This window comes from Cupriavidus sp. MEYA8 (assembly GCF_059278825.1).
This window is the reverse complement of sequence record NZ_CM181221.1, coordinates 543,868-562,063: the sequence shown is the minus strand read 5'-3', so window position 1 is coordinate 562,063 and position 18,196 is coordinate 543,868. Positions and strand designations below refer to the sequence as shown.

General features: G+C 66.1%; 19 protein-coding genes. 10 read left to right on the top strand and 9 right to left on the bottom strand.

All coding sequences use genetic code 11. From position 1 onward, the window contains the following. Positions 1 to 144: 144 nt before the first annotated feature. The 6 genes from AC5WJ1_RS02625 to AC5WJ1_RS02600 all read left to right on the top strand — a co-directional run bounded on the left by AC5WJ1_RS02625 (position 145) and on the right by AC5WJ1_RS02600 (position 4,744). Positions 145 to 1,065, top strand: coding sequence for a branched-chain amino acid transaminase (locus AC5WJ1_RS02625; RefSeq protein ID WP_135704539.1), 921 nt, complete (start codon positions 145 to 147; stop codon positions 1,063 to 1,065). A 95-nt stretch (positions 1,066 to 1,160) separates the two neighbouring features. Beyond that, entirely contained in the window at positions 1,161 to 1,355 is a 195-nt protein-coding gene (locus AC5WJ1_RS02620) for a zinc-finger domain-containing protein (RefSeq protein WP_133093810.1), read from the top strand. Positions 1,356 to 1,467: 112 nt separating this feature from the next. Then, positions 1,468 to 2,490 carry a lipopolysaccharide heptosyltransferase II gene (gene waaF, locus AC5WJ1_RS02615; protein WP_135704537.1) on the top strand — a complete coding sequence of 341 codons (1,023 nt, stop codon included), beginning with the start codon at positions 1,468 to 1,470 and terminating at the stop codon, positions 2,488 to 2,490. A gap of 18 nt (positions 2,491 to 2,508) precedes the next feature. Next, positions 2,509 to 2,949: a YybH family protein gene (locus tag AC5WJ1_RS02610; RefSeq protein WP_133093808.1), complete on the top strand. Its 441-nt coding sequence runs from the start codon at positions 2,509 to 2,511 to the stop codon at positions 2,947 to 2,949. 87 nt (positions 2,950 to 3,036) lie between these two features. After that, positions 3,037 to 4,131: a YheT family hydrolase gene (locus AC5WJ1_RS02605; protein ID WP_494476360.1), complete on the top strand. Its 1,095-nt coding sequence runs from the start codon at positions 3,037 to 3,039 to the stop codon at positions 4,129 to 4,131. A gap of 46 nt (positions 4,132 to 4,177) precedes the next feature. Continuing rightward, positions 4,178 to 4,744 (top strand): DUF2946 family protein, encoded by a 567-nt coding sequence (locus AC5WJ1_RS02600; protein WP_195430656.1) that lies wholly within the window; start codon positions 4,178 to 4,180, stop codon positions 4,742 to 4,744. A 27-nt stretch (positions 4,745 to 4,771) separates the two neighbouring features. On the opposite strand, the gene AC5WJ1_RS02595 is transcribed toward AC5WJ1_RS02600, so the two are convergent. Then, a complete protein-coding gene (locus AC5WJ1_RS02595) occupies positions 4,772 to 6,601 on the bottom strand; it encodes a M48 family metalloprotease (RefSeq protein ID WP_195430653.1) in 1,830 nt (609 codons plus the stop codon). A gap of 83 nt (positions 6,602 to 6,684) precedes the next feature. On the opposite strand from AC5WJ1_RS02595, the gene moaC reads away from it, so the two are divergent. From moaC to AC5WJ1_RS02575, 4 genes are all read left to right on the top strand, one after another. Beyond that, the gene (moaC, locus tag AC5WJ1_RS02590) at positions 6,685 to 7,170 is read left to right on the top strand and encodes a cyclic pyranopterin monophosphate synthase MoaC (RefSeq protein WP_135704531.1); all 486 of its coding nucleotides are present in this window, start codon (positions 6,685 to 6,687) and stop codon (positions 7,168 to 7,170) included. Positions 7,171 to 7,327: 157 nt separating this feature from the next. Further along, entirely contained in the window at positions 7,328 to 8,539 is a 1,212-nt protein-coding gene (gene hmpA, locus AC5WJ1_RS02585) for an NO-inducible flavohemoprotein (protein WP_494476359.1), read from the top strand. 237 nt (positions 8,540 to 8,776) lie between these two features. Continuing rightward, complete coding sequence (locus AC5WJ1_RS02580) at positions 8,777 to 9,217, top strand: hypothetical protein (RefSeq protein WP_494476358.1); 441 nt, start codon at positions 8,777 to 8,779, stop codon at positions 9,215 to 9,217. Between the two features lie 16 nt (positions 9,218 to 9,233). Further along, positions 9,234 to 9,740 (top strand): hypothetical protein, encoded by a 507-nt coding sequence (locus tag AC5WJ1_RS02575; RefSeq protein ID WP_494476357.1) that lies wholly within the window; start codon positions 9,234 to 9,236, stop codon positions 9,738 to 9,740. 1 nt (position 9,741) lies between these two features. Here the strand turns inward: AC5WJ1_RS02575 and AC5WJ1_RS02570 are convergent, their stop codons facing one another. The 8 genes from AC5WJ1_RS02570 to recA all read right to left on the bottom strand — a co-directional run bounded on the left by AC5WJ1_RS02570 (position 9,742) and on the right by recA (position 18,152). After that, positions 9,742 to 11,550 (bottom strand): PglL family O-oligosaccharyltransferase, encoded by a 1,809-nt coding sequence (locus tag AC5WJ1_RS02570; RefSeq protein WP_494476356.1) that lies wholly within the window; start codon positions 11,548 to 11,550, stop codon positions 9,742 to 9,744. An 87-nt stretch (positions 11,551 to 11,637) separates the two neighbouring features. After that, complete coding sequence (locus AC5WJ1_RS02565; protein WP_195430647.1) at positions 11,638 to 12,108, bottom strand: pilin; 471 nt, start codon at positions 12,106 to 12,108, stop codon at positions 11,638 to 11,640. A gap of 320 nt (positions 12,109 to 12,428) precedes the next feature. After that, positions 12,429 to 13,124, bottom strand: a complete 696-nt coding sequence (locus tag AC5WJ1_RS02560; RefSeq protein WP_494476355.1) for a TerC family protein — start codon at positions 13,122 to 13,124, stop codon at positions 12,429 to 12,431. Positions 13,125 to 13,377: 253 nt separating this feature from the next. Beyond that, entirely contained in the window at positions 13,378 to 14,259 is an 882-nt protein-coding gene (sucD, locus tag AC5WJ1_RS02555; protein WP_062796940.1) for a succinate--CoA ligase subunit alpha, read from the bottom strand. 101 nt (positions 14,260 to 14,360) lie between these two features. After that, positions 14,361 to 15,527 (bottom strand): ADP-forming succinate--CoA ligase subunit beta, encoded by a 1,167-nt coding sequence (sucC, locus tag AC5WJ1_RS02550; RefSeq protein WP_494476354.1) that lies wholly within the window; start codon positions 15,525 to 15,527, stop codon positions 14,361 to 14,363. A 91-nt stretch (positions 15,528 to 15,618) separates the two neighbouring features. Beyond that, positions 15,619 to 16,326 carry a DUF2889 domain-containing protein gene (locus tag AC5WJ1_RS02545; protein WP_135704519.1) on the bottom strand — a complete coding sequence of 236 codons (708 nt, stop codon included), beginning with the start codon at positions 16,324 to 16,326 and terminating at the stop codon, positions 15,619 to 15,621. A gap of 207 nt (positions 16,327 to 16,533) precedes the next feature. Then, positions 16,534 to 17,001 carry a recombination regulator RecX gene (recX, locus tag AC5WJ1_RS02540; RefSeq protein ID WP_494476353.1) on the bottom strand — a complete coding sequence of 156 codons (468 nt, stop codon included), beginning with the start codon at positions 16,999 to 17,001 and terminating at the stop codon, positions 16,534 to 16,536. 95 nt (positions 17,002 to 17,096) lie between these two features. Next, positions 17,097 to 18,152 (bottom strand): recombinase RecA, encoded by a 1,056-nt coding sequence (recA, locus tag AC5WJ1_RS02535; protein WP_133093781.1) that lies wholly within the window; start codon positions 18,150 to 18,152, stop codon positions 17,097 to 17,099. Positions 18,153 to 18,196: the final 44 nt, after the last annotated feature.

Below are 18,196 nucleotides of genomic sequence, written 5' to 3'. Positions count from 1 at the left end.
AGCCGGCAAACGCACGGAAATGAGGATTCTAGTCCGCCGCGGCGCTGGTTTCGTACGCTCTCCCCCCGCCACTCGCGTTGGCACCCATGCCCCCCGGGCTTACAATGTCGTTTTTGCTACTTTCACGGCGCTGGGAGAACAGACATGTCGATGGCGGATCGCGACGGCAAGATTTGGATGGACGGCAAGCTGATCGAATGGCGCGACGCCAAGATCCACGTGCTGACGCATACGCTGCACTACGGAATGGGCGTGTTCGAGGGCGTGCGTGCCTACAAGACGCCCGAAGGCACCGCCATCTTCCGCCTGAAAGAGCACACCCGCCGCCTGTTCAATTCCGCCAAGATCTTCCAGATGGCCATGCCGTTCGACGAGGCCACCCTGGAAGCCGCCACGCGCGAAGTGGTGCGCGCCAACAACCTGGAATCCTGCTACATCCGCCCGATCGTGTGGATCGGCTCGGAAAAGCTGGGCGTGTCGGCCAAGGGCAACACCATCCACGTGGCGATCGCGGCGTGGCCGTGGGGTGCCTACCTGGGCGAGGAAGGCATGGAGCGCGGCATCCGCGTGAAGACTTCGTCGTTCACCCGCCACCACGTCAACGTGTCGCTGGTGCGCGCCAAGGCCAGCGGCTACTACATCAACTCGATCCTCGCCAACCAGGAAGCGACCGGCCTGGGCTATGACGAAGCGCTGCTGCTCGACACCGAGGGCTACGTCAGCGAAGGCTCGGGCGAGAACGTCTTTATCGTGCGCAACGGCGTGATCTACACCCCGGACCTGGCCTCGTGCCTGGACGGCATCACGCGCGACGCCACGCTCACCATCGCGCGCGACCTGGGCATCGAGGTGCGCGAGAAGCGCATCACCCGCGACGAGATGTACTGCGCCGACGAAGCCTTCTTCACCGGCACCGCCGCCGAAGTCACGCCGATCCGCGAGCTGGACGACCGCATCATCGGCGAAGGCCGCCGCGGCCCGGTCACCAAGCAGATCCAGGACGCGTTCTTTGCCGCCGTGGGCGGCACCAACGAAAAGTACAGGAAGTGGCTGACGCTGGTCTGAGCACCGGCCGCCAGCCCTCGTGCCCCGCACCCGCCGCCGTGCGCGCGGGGCACGCCTTGTTTTGACGAACAACAAGCCTCAATCCCCGCAACACCATGACGCAAACCGCCACCATCATCGAAATCGGCGCCGAAGACATTCCGCTGCACTGCCCCACCGCCAACACCCCGGCCTGGAACTACCACCCGCGCGTGTTCCTGGACGTGGCCGACACCGGCGAAGCCAAGTGCCCGTACTGCGGTACCGTCTACAAGCTCAGGCCGGGCACCGTGCTGAAGGGCCACCACTGATCCGAGCCGCCGGTTTTCGCACGACCCTGACGCTCCGGGCCCCCAGTTGGTGCTCCGGGGCGTTGCTGTTCCCGGCGATTGCGCCGGCGAACCGGCCCTCCGCGCCCCGCCCATGAAGAAAGCCCTCGTCATCGCCCCCAACTGGATCGGCGACGCCCTGATGGCGCAGCCGCTGTTCGCGCTGCTCAAGGCGCGCCATCCGCGCCTGGTCATCGACGCCCTCGCGCCCAAGTGGGTGGCGCCCGTGCTCGCGCGCATGCCCGAGATCGGCCGCGTGTTCCCGTCCGACCTGGCGCACGGCAAGCTGCAGCTGTCGGCGCGGCTGATGTTCGCGCAGCAGCTCAAGAACGAAGGCTACGACCTCGCCTACGTGCTGCCGAATTCGCTCAAGTCGGCGCTGATTCCGTGGCTGGCCGGCATTCCGCTGCGCATCGGCTACCGTGGCGAAGCGCGCTTCGGCATGCTCAACGTGCGCCATGCCAACCCGCCGCGCGACCACCGTCCGCCGATGGTCGAGCACTATGCCCGGCTCGCGCTCAAGCCCGGCGCGCGCTTGCCCGAGAACCTCTCCGAGCCGCGCCTGCGCATCGACCCGGCGCGCGTGGCGGCCACCGCCGAGCGCTTCGGCATCGCCCCGCACACGCGCGTGATCGCGTTCTGCCCGGGCGCCGAGTACGGCCCCGCCAAGCGCTGGCCGGCCGGCCACTTCGCCAAACTGGCGCAGATGCTGCGGCGCTCCTACCCGTACGCGCAGATGATCACGCTGGGCTCGGCCAAGGACGCCGAGATCGCCGCCGAGATCGTCAAGGACGCACCGTTCGTGCGCAACCTGTGCGGCCAGACCTCGCTGGATGATGCCGTCGACCTGCTGGCGCTGTCCGAGGCCGCGGTCTGCAACGATTCCGGCCTGATGCACGTGACCGCGGCGCTGAACCGGCCGCAGGTGGCGGTCTATGGCTCGAGCGATCCGCGCCACACGCCGCCGCTGTCACAGGCTGCGAGTATCATGTGGCTGCAGCTGGAGTGCAGCCCGTGCTTCAAGCGCGAGTGCCCGCTGGGCCACCTGCGTTGCCTGAAAGAGATCGAACCCGAAATGGTCTTTGTTGAGCTGCGCAAGCTGCTGCACCGGCCCTGATACCCTGACACTGCCACCATGCCTCGTTTTGCCCGCCTGTTCGATTCTGCCGAAGACATCGTCGAAGCTTTCCGCGAGGCGCTCAAGCTGCGCGACGCCGAGGGCGCGCTGCGCCTGTGGCTGGATGAGGATTCGATCACCTGCGTGCTGCCCGACGGCCAGCGCATGATCGGCCACGAGCAGCTGCGCCAGGCGTTCTCGCAGCTGCTGGAAGAACAGCCGGTGCTGGTCGACGCGATCGAAACCAGCAGCCACGCATCGATGGCCGTGTCGATCTTCGACGTGACCGAGGCGCTGCGCTTTGGCAGCGACCGGGTCGAGGCCGACCTGTACGTGCACACCACCTATGTGCTGATGCAGAACCACGAAGGCTGGCGCCTGGCGCATGTCCACTGCAGCCCGGCCAACGCCGTGCAGGTGGCCGCGGTGGCTGCGGCACCCGGCCAGGCGCTGCACTGAGCCTTTGCCTGCCAGGCCGCGCGGCCCGGCTGCAACCGAGCAGGACTGCGAGACGGCAACACCGCAAGACTGTATTACCGAGCTGGCATGACGCAGCGCCCCGATCTCCTGACGCACCGTTTGCCTGTCGCCGCCGCGCCGCACGAGCATGGCCACGGCTACGGCGACGGCATCGACATGCCCTGGTGGCTGCGCGGCGGCCATGCCCAGACCATCATCCCCGCCCGCTTCACGCGCCGCCCGCCGCGCGTGGCGTTCCGGCGCGAGCGCTGGGACACACCTGACGGCGACTTCATCGACCTGGACTGGACCACCCACGCGGTGCAGCCGGACACGCCGCTGGTGGTGATGTTCCACGGGCTGGAGGGGGATTCCGGCAGCCACTACGCGCAGGCACTGATGCACGCACTGGGCACGCGCGGCTGGCAGGGCGTGGTCCCGCATTTCCGCGGCTGCTCGGGCGAGCTCAACCTGGCGCCCCGTTTCTACCACTCCGGCGACTCGGCCGAGCTGCGCTGGGTGCTCGAACGCGTGCACCGCCAGCACTGCGCCCAGGGCCGCAAGCTGCTGGTAGTCGGCATCTCGCTGGGCGGCAACGCGCTGCTGCGCCTGCTGGGCGAGGACGGCAGCGGTGCCGGGCATGTGCACGCCGCGGCCGCGATCTCGGCGCCGCTGGACCTGGCCGCGGGCGGCGCGGCGCTGTCGGCCGGCTTCAACATGCTCTATACGCGCATGTTCCTGCAGACGCTCAAGCGCAAGTCGCTGGCCAAGCTGCAGCAGTTCCCCGGGCTGTTCGACCGCGAGGCGATGCTGGCCAGCCGCGACCTGTACGCCTTCGACAACGTGGTTACGGCGCCGCTGCACGGCTATGCCGATACCGACGACTACTGGCGCCGCGCCGCCAGCAAGCCGGTGCTCGGCGCGATCACCGTGCCCACGCTGGTGCTCAATGCGCGCAACGATCCGTTCCTGCCCGGCCGGCACCTGCCCGGCCCCGCCGACGTCAGCCCGCAGGTCTGGCTGGAACAGCCGGAGCACGGCGGCCATGTCGGCTTCATGACCCCGCATGAAGGCTGGCGGCGCCATCTGTGGCTGCCCGACAGCCAGTCGGGGGTAGCGTTCGGCGGCCATATCGAATGGCTGCCGGCGCGGATCCTGCGCTTTTTCGACAGCATGATGTAAAGCCGGCGGCGGCGTGCGTGGCGCCTTGCCGGCAGAGGAGACGGAGATGGACGACATCGTCAGGCAAGCCATGGCGCGCTGGCCCAACGTGCCCAACGCCTATGGCTGGCTCGCGCTGGACCGGCGCGGGCAGTGGCGCCTGCGCAATGAATACGCCCAGCAGCACGGCCTGTCCGGCGAGCCGGTGCGCAACGAAGCGCTGGTCGCCTTCATCGAGCGCAACTACCTGTGCGACGAGCGCGGCGCGTGGTATTTCCAGAACGGGCCGCAGAAGGTGTTCGTGGCGCTGGCGTACGCGCCGTGGATCGTGCGGCTGCACCAGGGCGCGCTTTGCACAACCTCGCACCAGCCCTTTGCGCTGCAATCCTGCTACGCGGACGAGCATGGCAACGTGGTGCTGTCGGGGACGGTCGACGGCGTGGACGGCACGCAGGTGGCGCTGCTGCACGACCATGACCTGGAAACCTTCAGCGGCAGCAGCACCTGGCACGGCGAGGCCTGCGGCACCGAACTCGGCCTGTTCCACCACGACGGCCACGACCTGCCGATCGAGCCGATCGCGGAGAGCGAAGTGCCGAAGCGCTTCGGCTTCGTGCGCCAGCCGGCGGCCTGACACCGCCCGGCCCTGGCCGGGCCTGCCTCAGTTCGGTATGCCCTTGCTGTCCTGCTTGTCCTCGCGATACTGGCGTTCCAGCTGGTGCAGGCGGGCGTCGACCTCGGACAGCGTATAGAAGTCGCCGTCGCCGGCCTTGCGCGCGATCTGCAGCTGTTCGATCGCAGCCTGGTAGGCACCATCCATCGCATATTTTTCGGCCAGCGCCTGGTGCTGCTGCACCCGCTTGCCCTGGCCGGCGTATGCGCGCGCCAGCATCTCCCACCAATCGCTGCGGCTGGTTTCCTGGCGCGTGCGTTCGCGCAGGAAGCGCACCGCCTCCTCATAGCGGCCCGAGCCGAGCAGGGTCTCGGCATAGGCGACCGATACCGCATGAGAGAGCGGGAAGGCTTTCATCGAGGCCGTGGCCTGTGCCAGCGCCTCGGGCACGCGGCCCTGCGTGCGCGCCAGCTGGATCGCCATCACGTCCAGCATGGGGCTGCCCGAGCTTGCGCCCGGGATGGTGCCGTACAGCCGCCGCGCCTCGGCCAATTCCTGCTCGGCGGCGGCGGCACGGCCGAGCCGCTGCTCGGTGAAGGCAAGGCCGTAGTGCAGCGCCGGCGCCCGCAGCGTCGAGGCACCCGGCAGCTGCGCGCGCAGTGCATTGCGCAAGGCCTGCAGATCGCTCGGCGACGATTCCTGGATCACGCGCGCGCGCATCCGGGCGAACTCGTACTCGGGCGTATTGGGCACCTTGCGCGCGTTGGCGTGGCTCACGCGGTCCTGCATGTCGGCGAGACGCTCCGAAGTCAGCGGGTGGGTGCGCACATAGGACGGCACCGAGCTTTCCGAGATGCCGGACACGCGCTGCAGCCGCGCGAAGAAATCGGGCATGCCCTGCGGGTCGAAGCCCGCCGCGGTCATGATCTGGAAGCCGACACGGTCGGCCTCGCGCTCCGCGCCGCGCGAGAAGGACAGCTGGTTGGCAACGGCGGCGCCCTGCCCGCCCATCGCCAGCGCCGCCGCGGCATCGGGGCTGCGCGTGGCGGCGAGGCCGGCCAGCACCATCGACGCCAGCGCAATCCACATCGACTGGTCTTGCGACGTGATGCCGCGCGCGATATGGCGCTGCATCACGTGGCCGATTTCATGGCCCAGCACCGAGGCCAGTTCCGACTCGGTATCGGACTGCACCAGCAGCCCGGTATGCACGCCGATATAGCCGCCCGGCAGCGCGAAGGCGTTGATGCTGCGGTCGCGCACCGCGAACAGGTCAAAGCCGGTGGCAAAGGTACCGGCGCCGGTCGAGCCCGAGATGTTCTGCCGCCGCGCCGCCTGCACCAGCCGGTAGCCGAGCGCGTTCAGGTAGTCCGACAGCAGCGGATCCGGCACGTACAGCGGATCGCGGCGGATATCGCGCATGATGCGGTCGCCCAGGCGCTTTTCCATGTCGGGCGACAGCGATGCCGTGGACGGGTCGCCCAGGTCAGGCAGCTGCACCCCGCCACTCTCGACCACCGGATTGTTGGTGCGCAGGCCGAACTCGGACTTCTGGCCCGCCTTGATGCTGCGGTTCAGGTTGTCGTAGACCTGGTCGCTCGCCTCGCCGGACAATGATGGCACCGGCTCCGGCGCCCGCATGGACGCGACCGGCCTGGCCGGCGCGGCCGCGGCAGAGGCCGGGGCAGCGGCCGGTGTTCGCGTCGTCGCCTGCGGCCACGCCGGCGACGCCATGCTCAGCGCCAGCAGCGCAGCCAGCGACCGCCGCCATGGCGACCCGGGGCGACCATGATGTGACGCCGAACCGGCAGGCGCGGCATCCGCAGCGGCACAATGGCCGGGCGCGGCAGACCTGCGAAGCGATGGTTGTTTTGGCATGTTGCTATGATAGCGGCCTCCGGTGGCCGTTCCCATCAGACGGTTCTCCTCCCCGCCAAAGGCCCCCTGCACCAAGCCCTGCCATGACCCAGCTCACCCATTTCGATACCGCCGGCCAGGCCCACATGGTCGACGTCGGCGACAAGGCCAGCACGCACCGCGTAGCCGTGGCCACCGGCACCATCACCATGCTGCCCGACACCTTCGCGCTGGTGCGCGACGGCAGTGCCAAGAAGGGCGACGTGCTCGGCATCGCGCGCGTGGCCGCGATCATGGCCACCAAGCGCACCGCCGACCTGATCCCGCTATGCCATCCGATCGGGCTGACCAAGGTCGCGGTCGACTTTGCGCTCGACGAGGCCAGCGCCACCGTCGCCTGCACCGTCCGCACCGAGACCCGCGGCCAGACCGGCGTCGAGATGGAAGCGCTGACCGGAGTGCAGGTGGCGCTGCTGACGATCTACGACATGTGCAAGGCGGTGGACCGGGGGATGGTGATCGGCAACGTGAAGCTGCTGGAAAAGCATGGCGGGAAGTCGGGCGACTGGGTGGCGGCCGCCGGCCAGTGAGCGGCCTGGCTGCAGCGCCCGTGGATCGGCACGCGCCAAACGGCAATCGCGGCACCTAGACTAGACATTGCTCAGGGCAGCCGGGAAACGCGCTTCGCGCCCGCATGGACCCAGCGTCCCCGGCTGGCTCCCATCACCTTGCCAAAGGAGAGACGCAATGCTGACGCAGAAGACAAAGGACATTGTGAAAGCCACCGCGCCGGTATTGGCGGAACACGGCTACGACATTATCAAGTGCTTCTATAAGCGCATGTTCGAAGCGCACCCCGAACTTAAGAATGTGTTCAACATGGCGCATCAGGAACGGGGCGAGCAGCAGCAGGCATTGGCGCGGGCGGTCTACGCGTATGCGGAGAATATCGAAGACCCGAGCAGCCTGATGGCCGTGCTGAACAACATTGCCAACAAGCACGCGAGCCTGGGCGTCAAGCCGGAGCAGTACCCGATCGTCGGCGAGCATCTGCTGGCGGCCATCAAGGAAGTCCTGGGCAGCGCAGCGACCGAGGAAATCATCTCAGCGTGGGCACAAGCCTATGGCAACCTCGCCGACGTCCTGATGGGCATGGAAAGCGCGCTGTATGAAGGTTCGGCCGAACAAACCGGCGGCTGGACCGGGTGGCGGTCCTTTGTGGTCCGCGAGAAGCGCCCCGAGAGCGGCGTGATTACGTCCTTCATTCTCGAACCGGTCGACGGCAAGCCGGTAGCAAACTTCAAACCCGGTCAATACACCAGCATTGCCGTCGACGTGCCCGCGCTAGGCCTGCAGCAAATCCGCCAGTACAGCTTGTCCGATATGCCGAACGGGCGCAGCTATCGGATCTCGGTCAAACGGGAAGGCGGCGGCACCCAGCCTCCTGGCTATGTTTCAAACCTGCTGCACGATCACGTCAATGTCGGCGACGAGGTAAAGCTGGCTACGCCATATGGGAGTTTCCATATCGACGTCAACGCCAAGACGCCCATTGTGCTGATCAGCGGCGGCGTGGGGCTGACACCGATGATCAGCATGCTCAAGACCGCGTTGCAGGCGCCGCCGCGGAAGGTCGTCTTCGCGCATGGCGCCCGCAATAGTGCAGTGCATGCCATGCGAGACAAGCTGCGCGAGGCGGCAAAGACCTATGAGAACTTCGATCTAATCGTTTTCTATGACCAGCCCCTGCCTGAGGACGTGCAAGGGCGCGACTACGATTATGCGGGGCTGGTCGACGTCAAGCTGATCGAAAAGTCGATCCTGCTGCCCGACGCCGACTACTACATCTGCGGCCCGATTCCCTTCATGCGCATGCAGCATGATGCACTGAAGAATCTTGGCGTCCATGAAGCGCGCATTCATTACGAGGTGTTTGGTCCGGACCTGTTTGCCGAATAGGCCGGCACGCATGGGCGCATCCGGGAACGACGGACTTGTCATGCCGCGCCGGTTCACGGCGTCCGGCCAGTCTGTCGTTCCTCGGTAATAAAGGTAACGCCACATTTCCACATGCGCCGCCGCAGCGCCTGCGCACGACAATTTGGTATTCAATACGATTGCGGGCCGGCGCATGTCGCGGCCGGCTGCCACTGCCCGCGGCGAGCCTTTCGGCCACGCGGGGGAAAGGTGAATACCATGAACGGGCGCAAGCTCTGCCAGCTGGTACTGGCACTGGCGGCCACGGCCGCAAGCGGCGCCGCCCTTGCCGGGCGAGCCGATTTCCACAATGCCGGCTGGCATGACGCGGACACACGCGGCGGCATGATCAAGACGCGTGTCGGCGTGGGCTTCTATTTCGGCCCCAGCGTCGTGTTCGGCGGCTACCCGTATTACTACCCTGCCTACCCTGCGCCCTATTACTACCCGGCTCCGGCCGTCGCCGTGCCGGCCGAGCCACCTCAATACGTCGAGCAGGGCCCCAACGGGCCGGTGCCAGCCCCGGGGCCCGAGCGGTCTGTACCGCAGGACCAGGGCTGGTGGTACCACTGCAACCAGCCGGAAGGCTACTACCCCTACGTGCAATCGTGCCCGGGCGGCTGGCAGCGAGTGCCGGCCCAGCCGCCGGCCAATTACTGACAGCGTGGAGCACAGCATGCGAGTCCTGACCCGCGCCACGCTTGCCGTGGCGACCCTGACACTCGGCGCCTGCGTCGTGATGCCTTCCGGCCCCAGCGTGATGGCGTTGCCGGGCACCGGCAAGAGCTTCGACCAGTTCCGCGCCGACGACTACAACTGCCGCCAGTTCGCCTTTGGGCAGGTCGGCGGCGTGACTTCCTCGCAGGCGGCCAACAACGCGGCAGTCGGCAGTGCGGTAGGGGGCACCGCGCTGGGCGCTGCGGCTGGTGCAGCCTTTGACGGCGGATCGGGCGCGGCGGTCGGCGCGGGCCTGGGCCTGCTGACAGGCGCCGCGGTCGGCGCGGGCAACGCGCAGTACGCGGGTTACGGCACGCAGCGGCAATACGACGCCGCCTACGTGCAGTGCATGTATGCCAGCGGCAACCGCGTGCCGGTACCGGGGCGAGTGGCCGCTGCGCCGGCTCCTGCGCCGCGGTACTACTATGCGCCGCCCCCGCCGGCCTACTACGTGCCCTACTACTAGGTCAGTTGCGTCCCCACGCGGAGAACCGGCGCGAGCGATCGGTGACCCAGGCGCAGAACGCCTGCGGGCGCTCGCCCTCGGACAACTCGCTGCATGCCTTGGCGGTCTCGGCGTATTGCGTCGCTTCATCGCCCAGGTAGTACCAGCGCAACCGCTCCATCCACAGCCGGCCTTGCGCGGCATCGCCGGTCAGCGCGAGCAGCCACGCCGTGCGCGCGATCATCGTGGGAGTCGGCAGCAAGTGCACCGCGGCGATATGCGCGGGCAGCAGTTGCGCTGCGTTCTGCGGCGTGATCACGACCAGGCCCGCGGCATCGGCCTGCGCATGCTGGCGGAACCAGATGCGCGGCATCGGCAAGGTGTTGCGGGTTTCGCTGGCGGCGTACTCGCGTGCTTCGGCGCGGCGGTAGTCTTGCCACATGGTTGCCAGGATGGCGACGGCAAGCGCAATGCAGGCCACGCTGAGACCCTTCGCCACACTGACCGGAACGCGCCATGGTCCTGCGGCGGCAGGCTCGAGCCAGCCCAGCAGGAAACAGAACGGCAGGAAGAAGTACAGGTAGTGCAGCGGGTATTCCAGCATCGAATGCGCGCACAGCATCGCCAGCCACGTCAGCATCAGCACCGCTTCACGGCGCTCGCCGTTTTCTGCCTGCCAGAGCCGCGCCCGCACCACGCGCCATAGCCACGCTGCGAGAATCAGCGCGACGCCGAGCGTGCCCGCGACGCCGGTCTTGGCCAGCAGGTCTAGCACAGCGTTATGCGCATGCAGGGACATCTCCACCTTCACGCCGACCTGCGGCAACTGGGTGAATTGCGCCCAGCCGAATTCGCCCCAGCCGACACCGAGCCATGGATGCGCGCGGAACATCGCCAATGCATGCGACCATAGCGCGCCACGTGCGGACATCTGGTCTTCGGCTTCCAGTTGCGCGATGGTGTCGAACAAGCGCCAGTCGAGCAGCTGGCCGGCGGCGCGGATCGCTGGCTGCAGCACCAGCAGCATCACGATCATGGCGGCCGCGGCCACCAGCAGTCCGGTCGTACGCCGCATCGGATCCGTCTCGCGCAGCGTGCCGCGTGCCAGCCAGGCAGCAACCAGCGCGTAGAGCGCGGCAAGACCAACATGCAGCACGCCGGTGCGCGATCCCGATAGCACGATGCCGCTCTCCAGCAGTGCTACCGCTACCAGCCACATCGGGAAACGCAGCCTGCCGCGCGATGCCAGCCAGACTGACGCAACCAGTGCGAGGCCGTGCACGGTGGCCTGGTGGTTGGGCTGGTTCAGGTTGCCCCACAGGCGGCGGTTGTCATCGTAGAAGTAGGTGGAAACGAGGCCGAAGGCACTGCGCTCAAGATGGAAGAGCTGGACCCACTGTGTGACGGTGCCGAGCAGGCCGGTGATCAGGAAGGCGATGGCCAGGGTGTCGCCGGCGTTGAGCGTCTCGGATGCTTGACTGCGGCGGTATGACCATGCGGCGCATGTCACGGCTGCGCCGAGGAACAGTGACAGGACAGTGAGGGTCGCGCTGCCGGTGATATCGGCGTGACCGAGGGCGGTGCGCATCAGACCGACGGCGGCGAGCCAGAAGAACAGCAAGGCTACCCACGGCAGCGAGATCGTCGCAGATGCCGCTGGGGTGGCGGGCTTGCGAAGCGACAGGAACGCGACCAGGGCCAGCGCGCAGCACGCGGCGGTCCATTCGCCGTAGAACGTCGCGAGTGGGAGCGTATGCCGGGAGACTAGCAGCGGGAAGACGATTGCTGCGATGAGGGCAGCCGCGGGGAGATTTGTCCGGGACGGCGGCATTGAGGCGCCTGGTTTGGGGAAAGGCGCATGATAGCTTGGGCGCTGGGCAAAAAAAAAGCGCCCGAAGGCGCTTCCCCCTCCAGTAAATCAACGCTGAGTGGCAGGGTAGAACTTTGCCGGAATAGTGTCACCCGCCACGGAAGCGAACGTAAGCTTGGTGCCCGAACCGTCCTGCGCCCAATCCGCAGTGTAAACATAACTGCCAACTTCCGCCGTGCCGGTGTAGCTAACTGTAACTTTACCCGCAGCCCCGACAACACCAATAGCCGCAGTCGCATACTTCGGCTGCGGCAGTGCGGTGATATTTAGTTCACCAGCAGTGTCGCACAGAGTGCCATCGCCAGCATTATTTTGCATACAGAGCGCCACGGCTGTTTTCACGGCAGCCAGGTCCGAAATGTTGGTACCCCATTTGGACTTCGTCACGTAATCCTGATACTGCGGAATTGCGATCGCCGCCAAGATACCGATGATCGCCACCACGATCATCAGTTCGATCAGCGTAAAACCCTTCTGGACACGACGGCCCAGTTTCTTCAGTTGTTGTACCCGTTGCATGATTTGACCCCTCGAAGAGATTTTGGTTAAGCGTTGCACGTCTTCGGTTTCGTGACGCGGGGCCTATTCAGCAGTAAGCGTGCCAGCCATATCCCCCGTCCGCAGGGGGCAAAAAGCGACAAATTCCGTCACCCGGCAGCGGAAAGGCCCTACGCATGCGCCAAATTTTGTCACCTGGTGGCGCTACCACCTGCCGAAGCGACAAAATGTGCGATCACTCACATGAGTTAGTTGGATATCCCACCGACAGGGACGTCTGCCAGGAGGGCAACAAAAAAGGGCGGCCACCCGGCCGCCCTTCCCTGCGATGCAATACCCCGTCAGGCCGTCTGCGCGGCCCGGCGGCTCAGCAGCTTGCCGAGGATCACCACCAGGAACGCGCCGGCGGCGCCGAATACCAGGTGGGCATGCGGCACATGCACTTCAAACCAGGCCGCATCGACCGGATCGCTGACCAGCATCTCGCCAGCCAGGTAGCCCAGCAGCGCCGCACCCAGCACGATGATGACCGGGAAGCGCTCCATCACCTTGAGCAGCAGCGTGCTGCCGAACACGATCAGCGGGATCGACAGGCCCAGGCCGATGATCAGCAGCATCAGCTGGCTGCCTTCGGGGCCCTTCTGCGCGGCGGCGGCCACGGCGACCACGTTGTCGAGCGACATCACCAGGTCGGCGATCAGGATGGTGCGGATAGCGGCCCAGATATTGTCCTTGCCGTCGTGGCCTTCCTCGTCGTCATCGCCGGTCAGCAGCTGCACGCCGATATAGACCAGCAGCACGGCGCCGACGATCTTCAGGTACGGCAGGCTCAGCAGCTTGACCGCGGCCACGGTCAGCACCACGCGCATGATGATGGCGGCGGCGCTGCCCCAGAAGATGGCCTTCTTCTGCTGGGCGGGCGGCAGGTTGCGCGAGGCGAGCGCGATCACCACCGCGTTGTCGCCGGACAGGACGATGTTGGTCAGGATGATCGATCCCAACGCAATCCAGAAAGTGGTGGAAGACAGCAGTTCCACTGGGAGGCTCCTCGAGTTCTATGTGGTGGCGGTTTTATGTACTGGCGCGCCCCGTCATCCGACGGGTGTTCGGATGTCTGAAAGCGCAGACATGACTGTTTAACCCACGAACCTTTCGATTACATTTCAATCCTGTAATCTTTCGGGGCTTTCACGGCGCCGGGATCACCCGCCGCAAAAACAATGCCCCCGCCGATGGCGGGGGCATCACTAGTCTGTCATTCCCCGCCACAGCGGGAACGGCAAGCAGACCTTACAGCATCGCCTTCAGCAGGCGGCCCATCTCCGACGGGTTCTTGGTCACCTTGATACCGCAGGCTTCCATGATTTCCAGCTTGGCCTGGGCGGTGTCGGCACCGCCCGAGATCAGCGCGCCGGCGTGGCCCATGCGCTTGCCCGGAGGCGCGGTCACGCCAGCGATGAAGCCAACCACCGGCTTCTTCATGTTGTCCTTGATCCAGTTGGCCGCGTTGGCTTCGTCCGGACCACCGATCTCACCGATCATGACCACGGCGTCCGTTTCCGGATCGTCGTTGAACATCTTCATCACGTCGATGTGCTTCAGGCCGTTGATGGGGTCGCCACCGATGCCGACAGCCGACGACTGGCCCAGGCCCAGCGCGGTCAGCTGGCCCACGGCTTCGTACGTCAGGGTGCCCGAGCGCGACACCACGCCGATGCGGCCCTTCTTGTGGATGTGGCCCGGCATGATGCCGATCTTGATTTCGTCCGGCGTGATCAGGCCCGGGCAGTTCGGCCCCAGCAGCAGGGTCTTCTTGTTCTCGCGGCGCATGCGGTCCTTGACTTCCATCATGTCGCGCACGGGAATGCCTTCGGTAATGCAGACCACCAGGTCCAGGTCGGCATCAACGGCTTCCCAGATCGCGGCAGCGGCGCCTGCGGGCGGCACGTAGATGACCGACACGGTCGCGCCGGTCTGGGCCTTGGCGTCCTTGACGCTGGCGTAGATGGGAATGCCTTCGAAGTCTTCGCCGGCCTTCTTCGGGTTCACGCCTGCGACGAAGGCGTTCTTGCCATTGGCGTAGTCGCGGCAGCCACGGGTGTGGAACTGGCCGGTCTTGCCGGTGATGCCCTGGGTGATGACCTTGGTGTCTTTGTTGATCAGAATCGACATGCTGTAATCCTTTGCTTTTCTACGAGCGGCGCGCGCGGGAGCTCAATAAAGAGCGCCAGCGCACCGCTCGCGTTCGCGTATGGTTGCGTTCGTGCGACGGCTTACTTGCCAGCGGCAGCGGCCACCACCTTCTGGGCGGCTTCTTCCATCGTGTCGGCCGAGATGATGGGCAGGCCCGACTCGGCCAGCATCTTCTTGCCGAGGTCTTCGTTGGTGCCCTTCATGCGCACGACCAGCGGCACCGTCAGGTGCACGGCCTTGGAAGCGGAGATCACGCCTTCGGCGATCACGTCGCAACGCATGATGCCGCCGAAGATGTTGACCAGGATGGCCTGCACGTTCTTGTTGCTCAGCATCAGCTTGAAGGCTTCGGTCACCTTCTCGGTGGTGGCACCGCCGCCCACGTCGAGGAAGTTGGCCGGCTCGCCGCCGAACAGCTTGATGGTGTCCATGGTGGCCATGGCCAGGCCGGCGCCGTTCACCAGGCAGCCGATGTTGCCGTCCAGCGAGATGTAGGCCAGGTCGAACTTCGAGGCTTCGATTTCGTTGGCGTCTTCTTCATCCAGGTCGCGGTAGGCGACGATTTCCGGGTGACGGAACAGCGCGTTCGAGTCGAAGTTGAACTTGGCGTCCAGGGCGATGACCTTGCCTTCGCCGGTCAGGATCAGCGGGTTGATTTCGGCCAGCGAGGCGTCGGTGTCGTAGAACGCCTTGTACAGGCCTTGCAGGGCCTGGCGAGCCTGGGCAACCGAAGCGTCGGGCACGCCGATCTTGCGGGCGATGTCATCGGCGTCAGCGTCGGTCAGGCCGGTCGACGGCTCGATGATCAGGGTGTGGATCTTTTCCGGGGTGTGGGCAGCGACTTCTTCGATGTCCATGCCGCCTTCGCTCGACGCCATCAGCGCGATCTTCTGCGACACGCGGTCCACCACCAGCGAAACGTACAGTTCCTTCTTGATGTCGGCGCCTTCTTCGATCAGCAGGCGGTTGACCTTCTTGCCTTCCGGACCGGTCTGGTGCGTGACCAGCTGCATGCCCAGGATGCTCGAGGCGTATTGCTTGACCTCGTCCATGCTCTTGGCAACCTTGACGCCGCCGCCCTTGCCGCGGCCACCCGCGTGGATCTGCGCCTTGACAACCCACACCGGGCCGCCGAGCTGTTCTGCGGCCTTCAGGGCCTCGTCAACCGAGAACGCGGGGATGCCGCGCGGAACCGGCACATTGTATTTGCGCAGGATTTCCTTGCCTTGATACTCATGGATATTCATGCGTGTTTCCTTTCGGGTAGGCGTAAAAGGTAGAAGGGAGAAATCTGAAAAAGGAGACGAACTCTCTCGTCTGGTTGGCTGATCCTGAGAATCAGCCGGAAGTGCCGGTTGGCCTGTCGGCCGGGACAGCGTCGTTGCCGTCGTCGTTGGCTTGACCACCGCGGTCGCCATTGGCCACGGCGGGCGCCCGAGGCGCGGTTGCGACGGCAGGTGCGGCCTCGGCCCTTGCCTTGGGCGTCGGCTGGTGACCATACCAGCGCGGGTAAAACTCACGAACCACCTCGCCGTCGAAACGCAGCGCGTGGCAGCCGTGCAACTGATAGGGCGGCTCCGGATTCGGATCGTCCTCGCCGTTGTCGCGGATACTGATGACTTCGCCGGCAAACGCCTGGATCGCGGTGCTGGGCAGCACGCCGGCGGCTTCGGTCAGGTGGGAACAGCCGTTGATGCCGGCCAGGCGCTCGCGCACGGCCTTGCGGAAGCCCTTGCGCAGGTTCAGCCCGATCAGCTTGCGGTAGGCCGGGCCGATGGTGTCGCACTGCGACGGGTACGGCACCCAGTCGGAGCACGCCTCGGCATCCAGCACCGTCATGTCCTCGTTGATCGTGACGCGCAGCCACAGGTCGTGCAGGGGCTGGCCTACCGGGCGGATACGGTCGCCGGCAAGTGCGATGTCGCGGGGCTTGGTGTCGGTCAGGCGCACCTCGACATCCCACAGGCCGTCCTCTCTCTGGTACGCCTCGGCCGTAATGGCACGGCGATGGCGCAAGGAGCGGTTGACGGGCTGGGACAGAGGCATGGCCAGGCTGGAATACTGGGGGCTTGGGAACGGCGGCGCCGGAGCACCGAATAACCCGGGGAGTTTAACATGCCGCGCTGGTTTGCCCGGGAACATCCTTGTGCGGCGACTGTCGCGCCGCATTGTCGGGCAACGGCGCGCCAATGACACCCTGACTGCAGTGCAGGTAATGAACCGACGAATGCGGATACTACCGCACACAGACGCTCAGTCGTCCTCGCCGTACGCTTCGTCAGCGCCCTGGATGATCTTGCTGACCACCGCCCGGGAGAATCCCCGCGCCACCATGAATCGGATCTGCCTCGCACGTGCCTCCGGCGTATCCGGCGGCACGCCGAAACGCTTGCGCCAGACCTCGCGGGCGCGCTCGGTCTCGGTGGCGTGCAGCCTTTCCTGCAGTTCGCCCAGCTGTTCGCTGTCCAGCTTGTGGGTCTTGGCTTCCTGCATCACCCTGGCCGCGCCATAGCGGGCGCCGCGGCGATGGACCAGGCTGTCGGCAAAGCGCTGGTTGGACAGCCAGTTCTCGCGCTCGAGCGCATCGAGCAACTGCTCGAGCTGTTCCGGCGATTCGGCATGGGGCGCCAGCTTGCGCGCCAGCTCGGCGCGGCTGTGCTCGCGGCGCGACAGGTAGCCGACGGCGCGGGCCTTCAGGGACAGGGGGGGACGCGTGGCCATTGAGGTCGTGAAGTTTCCACCGTGGGCCTAAACAAAAAGGCCGGCGCATCGGCGATGCCCCGGCCCTTCCGGTTGCTCCAGCGGCGGGCTGGCGCTCAGTCTTCCAGCACTTCGGCCGGCACGACGTTGGTCGGCGCCACACCCAGCGCGGCACGCACCTTGTTCTCGATCTCTTCGGCGATGTCCGGGTTCTCGCGCAGGTATTCGCGCGCGTTGTCCTTGCCCTGGCCGATCTTGTCGCCGTTGTAGCTGTACCACGCGCCCGACTTCTCGACGATCTTGGCGTCCACGCCCAGGTCGATGATCTCGCCCTGGCGGGAAATGCCCTGGCCGTACAGGATGTCGAAGAAGGCTTCGCGGAACGGCGGCGAGACCTTGTTCTTGACCACCTTGACCTTGGTCTCGTTGCCGATGACGTCGTCGCCCTTCTTGATCGAGCCGATGCGGCGGATATCCAGGCGCACCGAGGCGTAGAACTTCAGCGCATTGCCGCCGGTGGTGGTTTCCGGCGAGCCGAACATCACGCCGATCTTCATGCGGATCTGGTTGATGAAGATCACCAGGCAGTTGGTGCGCTTGATGGTGCCGGTCAGCTTGCGCAGCGCCTGGCTCATCAGGCGGGCCTGCAGGCCGGGCAGCGAGTCGCCCATTTCGCCTTCGATTTCGGCCTTGGGCACCAGCGCCGCCACCGAGTCGATCACGATCAGGTCGATCGAGCCCGAGCGCACCAGCGCGTCGGTGATTTCCAGCGCCTGCTCGCCGGTGTCCGGCTGCGAGATCAGCAGGTCGCCGACGTTCACGCCCAGCTTGCCGGCGTAGCTGACATCCAGCGCGTGCTCGGCGTCGATAAAGGCGCAGGTGCCGCCCAGCTTCTGCATTTCGGCCACGACCTGCAGCGTCAGCGTGGTCTTGCCCGACGATTCCGGACCATAGATCTCGACCACGCGGCCGCGCGGCAGGCCGCCGACGCCAAGCGCGATGTCCAGGCCGAGCGAACCGGTGGAGACCACCTGGATGTCCTTCTCGACCTCGCCGTCGCCCAGGCGCATGATCGAGCCCTTGCCGAACTGCTTCTCGATCTGGGAGAGCGCGGCGGCAAGCGCCTTCTGCTTCTCGGCGCTCACGCCCGCACCTGCCTTCTTGTCGTCCATGGTCGTCCTTGAATCAAATGGTGTATAAATAGGCCGCATGTGGC

What these genes read in the sequence shown, in the direction of transcription:
- AC5WJ1_RS02625 (WP_135704539.1), top strand. Translation starts at nt 145, where the DNA reads ATGTCGATGGCGGATCGCGACGGCAAGATTTGGATGGACGGCAAGCTG.
- AC5WJ1_RS02620 (WP_133093810.1), top strand. Translation starts at nt 1,161, where the DNA reads ATGACGCAAACCGCCACCATCATCGAAATCGGCGCCGAAGACATTCCG.
- waaF (WP_135704537.1), top strand. Translation starts at nt 1,468, where the DNA reads ATGAAGAAAGCCCTCGTCATCGCCCCCAACTGGATCGGCGACGCCCTG.
- AC5WJ1_RS02610 (WP_133093808.1), top strand. Translation starts at nt 2,509, where the DNA reads ATGCCTCGTTTTGCCCGCCTGTTCGATTCTGCCGAAGACATCGTCGAA.
- AC5WJ1_RS02605 (WP_494476360.1), top strand. Translation starts at nt 3,037, where the DNA reads ATGACGCAGCGCCCCGATCTCCTGACGCACCGTTTGCCTGTCGCCGCC.
- AC5WJ1_RS02600 (WP_195430656.1), top strand. Translation starts at nt 4,178, where the DNA reads ATGGACGACATCGTCAGGCAAGCCATGGCGCGCTGGCCCAACGTGCCC.
- AC5WJ1_RS02595 (WP_195430653.1), bottom strand. Translation starts at nt 6,601, where the DNA reads ATGCCAAAACAACCATCGCTTCGCAGGTCTGCCGCGCCCGGCCATTGT.
- moaC (WP_135704531.1), top strand. Translation starts at nt 6,685, where the DNA reads ATGACCCAGCTCACCCATTTCGATACCGCCGGCCAGGCCCACATGGTC.
- hmpA (WP_494476359.1), top strand. Translation starts at nt 7,328, where the DNA reads ATGCTGACGCAGAAGACAAAGGACATTGTGAAAGCCACCGCGCCGGTA.
- AC5WJ1_RS02580 (WP_494476358.1), top strand. Translation starts at nt 8,777, where the DNA reads ATGAACGGGCGCAAGCTCTGCCAGCTGGTACTGGCACTGGCGGCCACG.
- AC5WJ1_RS02575 (WP_494476357.1), top strand. Translation starts at nt 9,234, where the DNA reads ATGCGAGTCCTGACCCGCGCCACGCTTGCCGTGGCGACCCTGACACTC.
- AC5WJ1_RS02570 (WP_494476356.1), bottom strand. Translation starts at nt 11,550, where the DNA reads ATGCCGCCGTCCCGGACAAATCTCCCCGCGGCTGCCCTCATCGCAGCA.
- AC5WJ1_RS02565 (WP_195430647.1), bottom strand. Translation starts at nt 12,108, where the DNA reads ATGCAACGGGTACAACAACTGAAGAAACTGGGCCGTCGTGTCCAGAAG.
- sucD (WP_062796940.1), bottom strand. Translation starts at nt 14,259, where the DNA reads ATGTCGATTCTGATCAACAAAGACACCAAGGTCATCACCCAGGGCATC.
- sucC (WP_494476354.1), bottom strand. Translation starts at nt 15,527, where the DNA reads ATGAATATCCATGAGTATCAAGGCAAGGAAATCCTGCGCAAATACAAT.
- AC5WJ1_RS02545 (WP_135704519.1), bottom strand. Translation starts at nt 16,326, where the DNA reads ATGCCTCTGTCCCAGCCCGTCAACCGCTCCTTGCGCCATCGCCGTGCC.
- recX (WP_494476353.1), bottom strand. Translation starts at nt 17,001, where the DNA reads ATGGCCACGCGTCCCCCCCTGTCCCTGAAGGCCCGCGCCGTCGGCTAC.
- recA (WP_133093781.1), bottom strand. Translation starts at nt 18,152, where the DNA reads ATGGACGACAAGAAGGCAGGTGCGGGCGTGAGCGCCGAGAAGCAGAAG.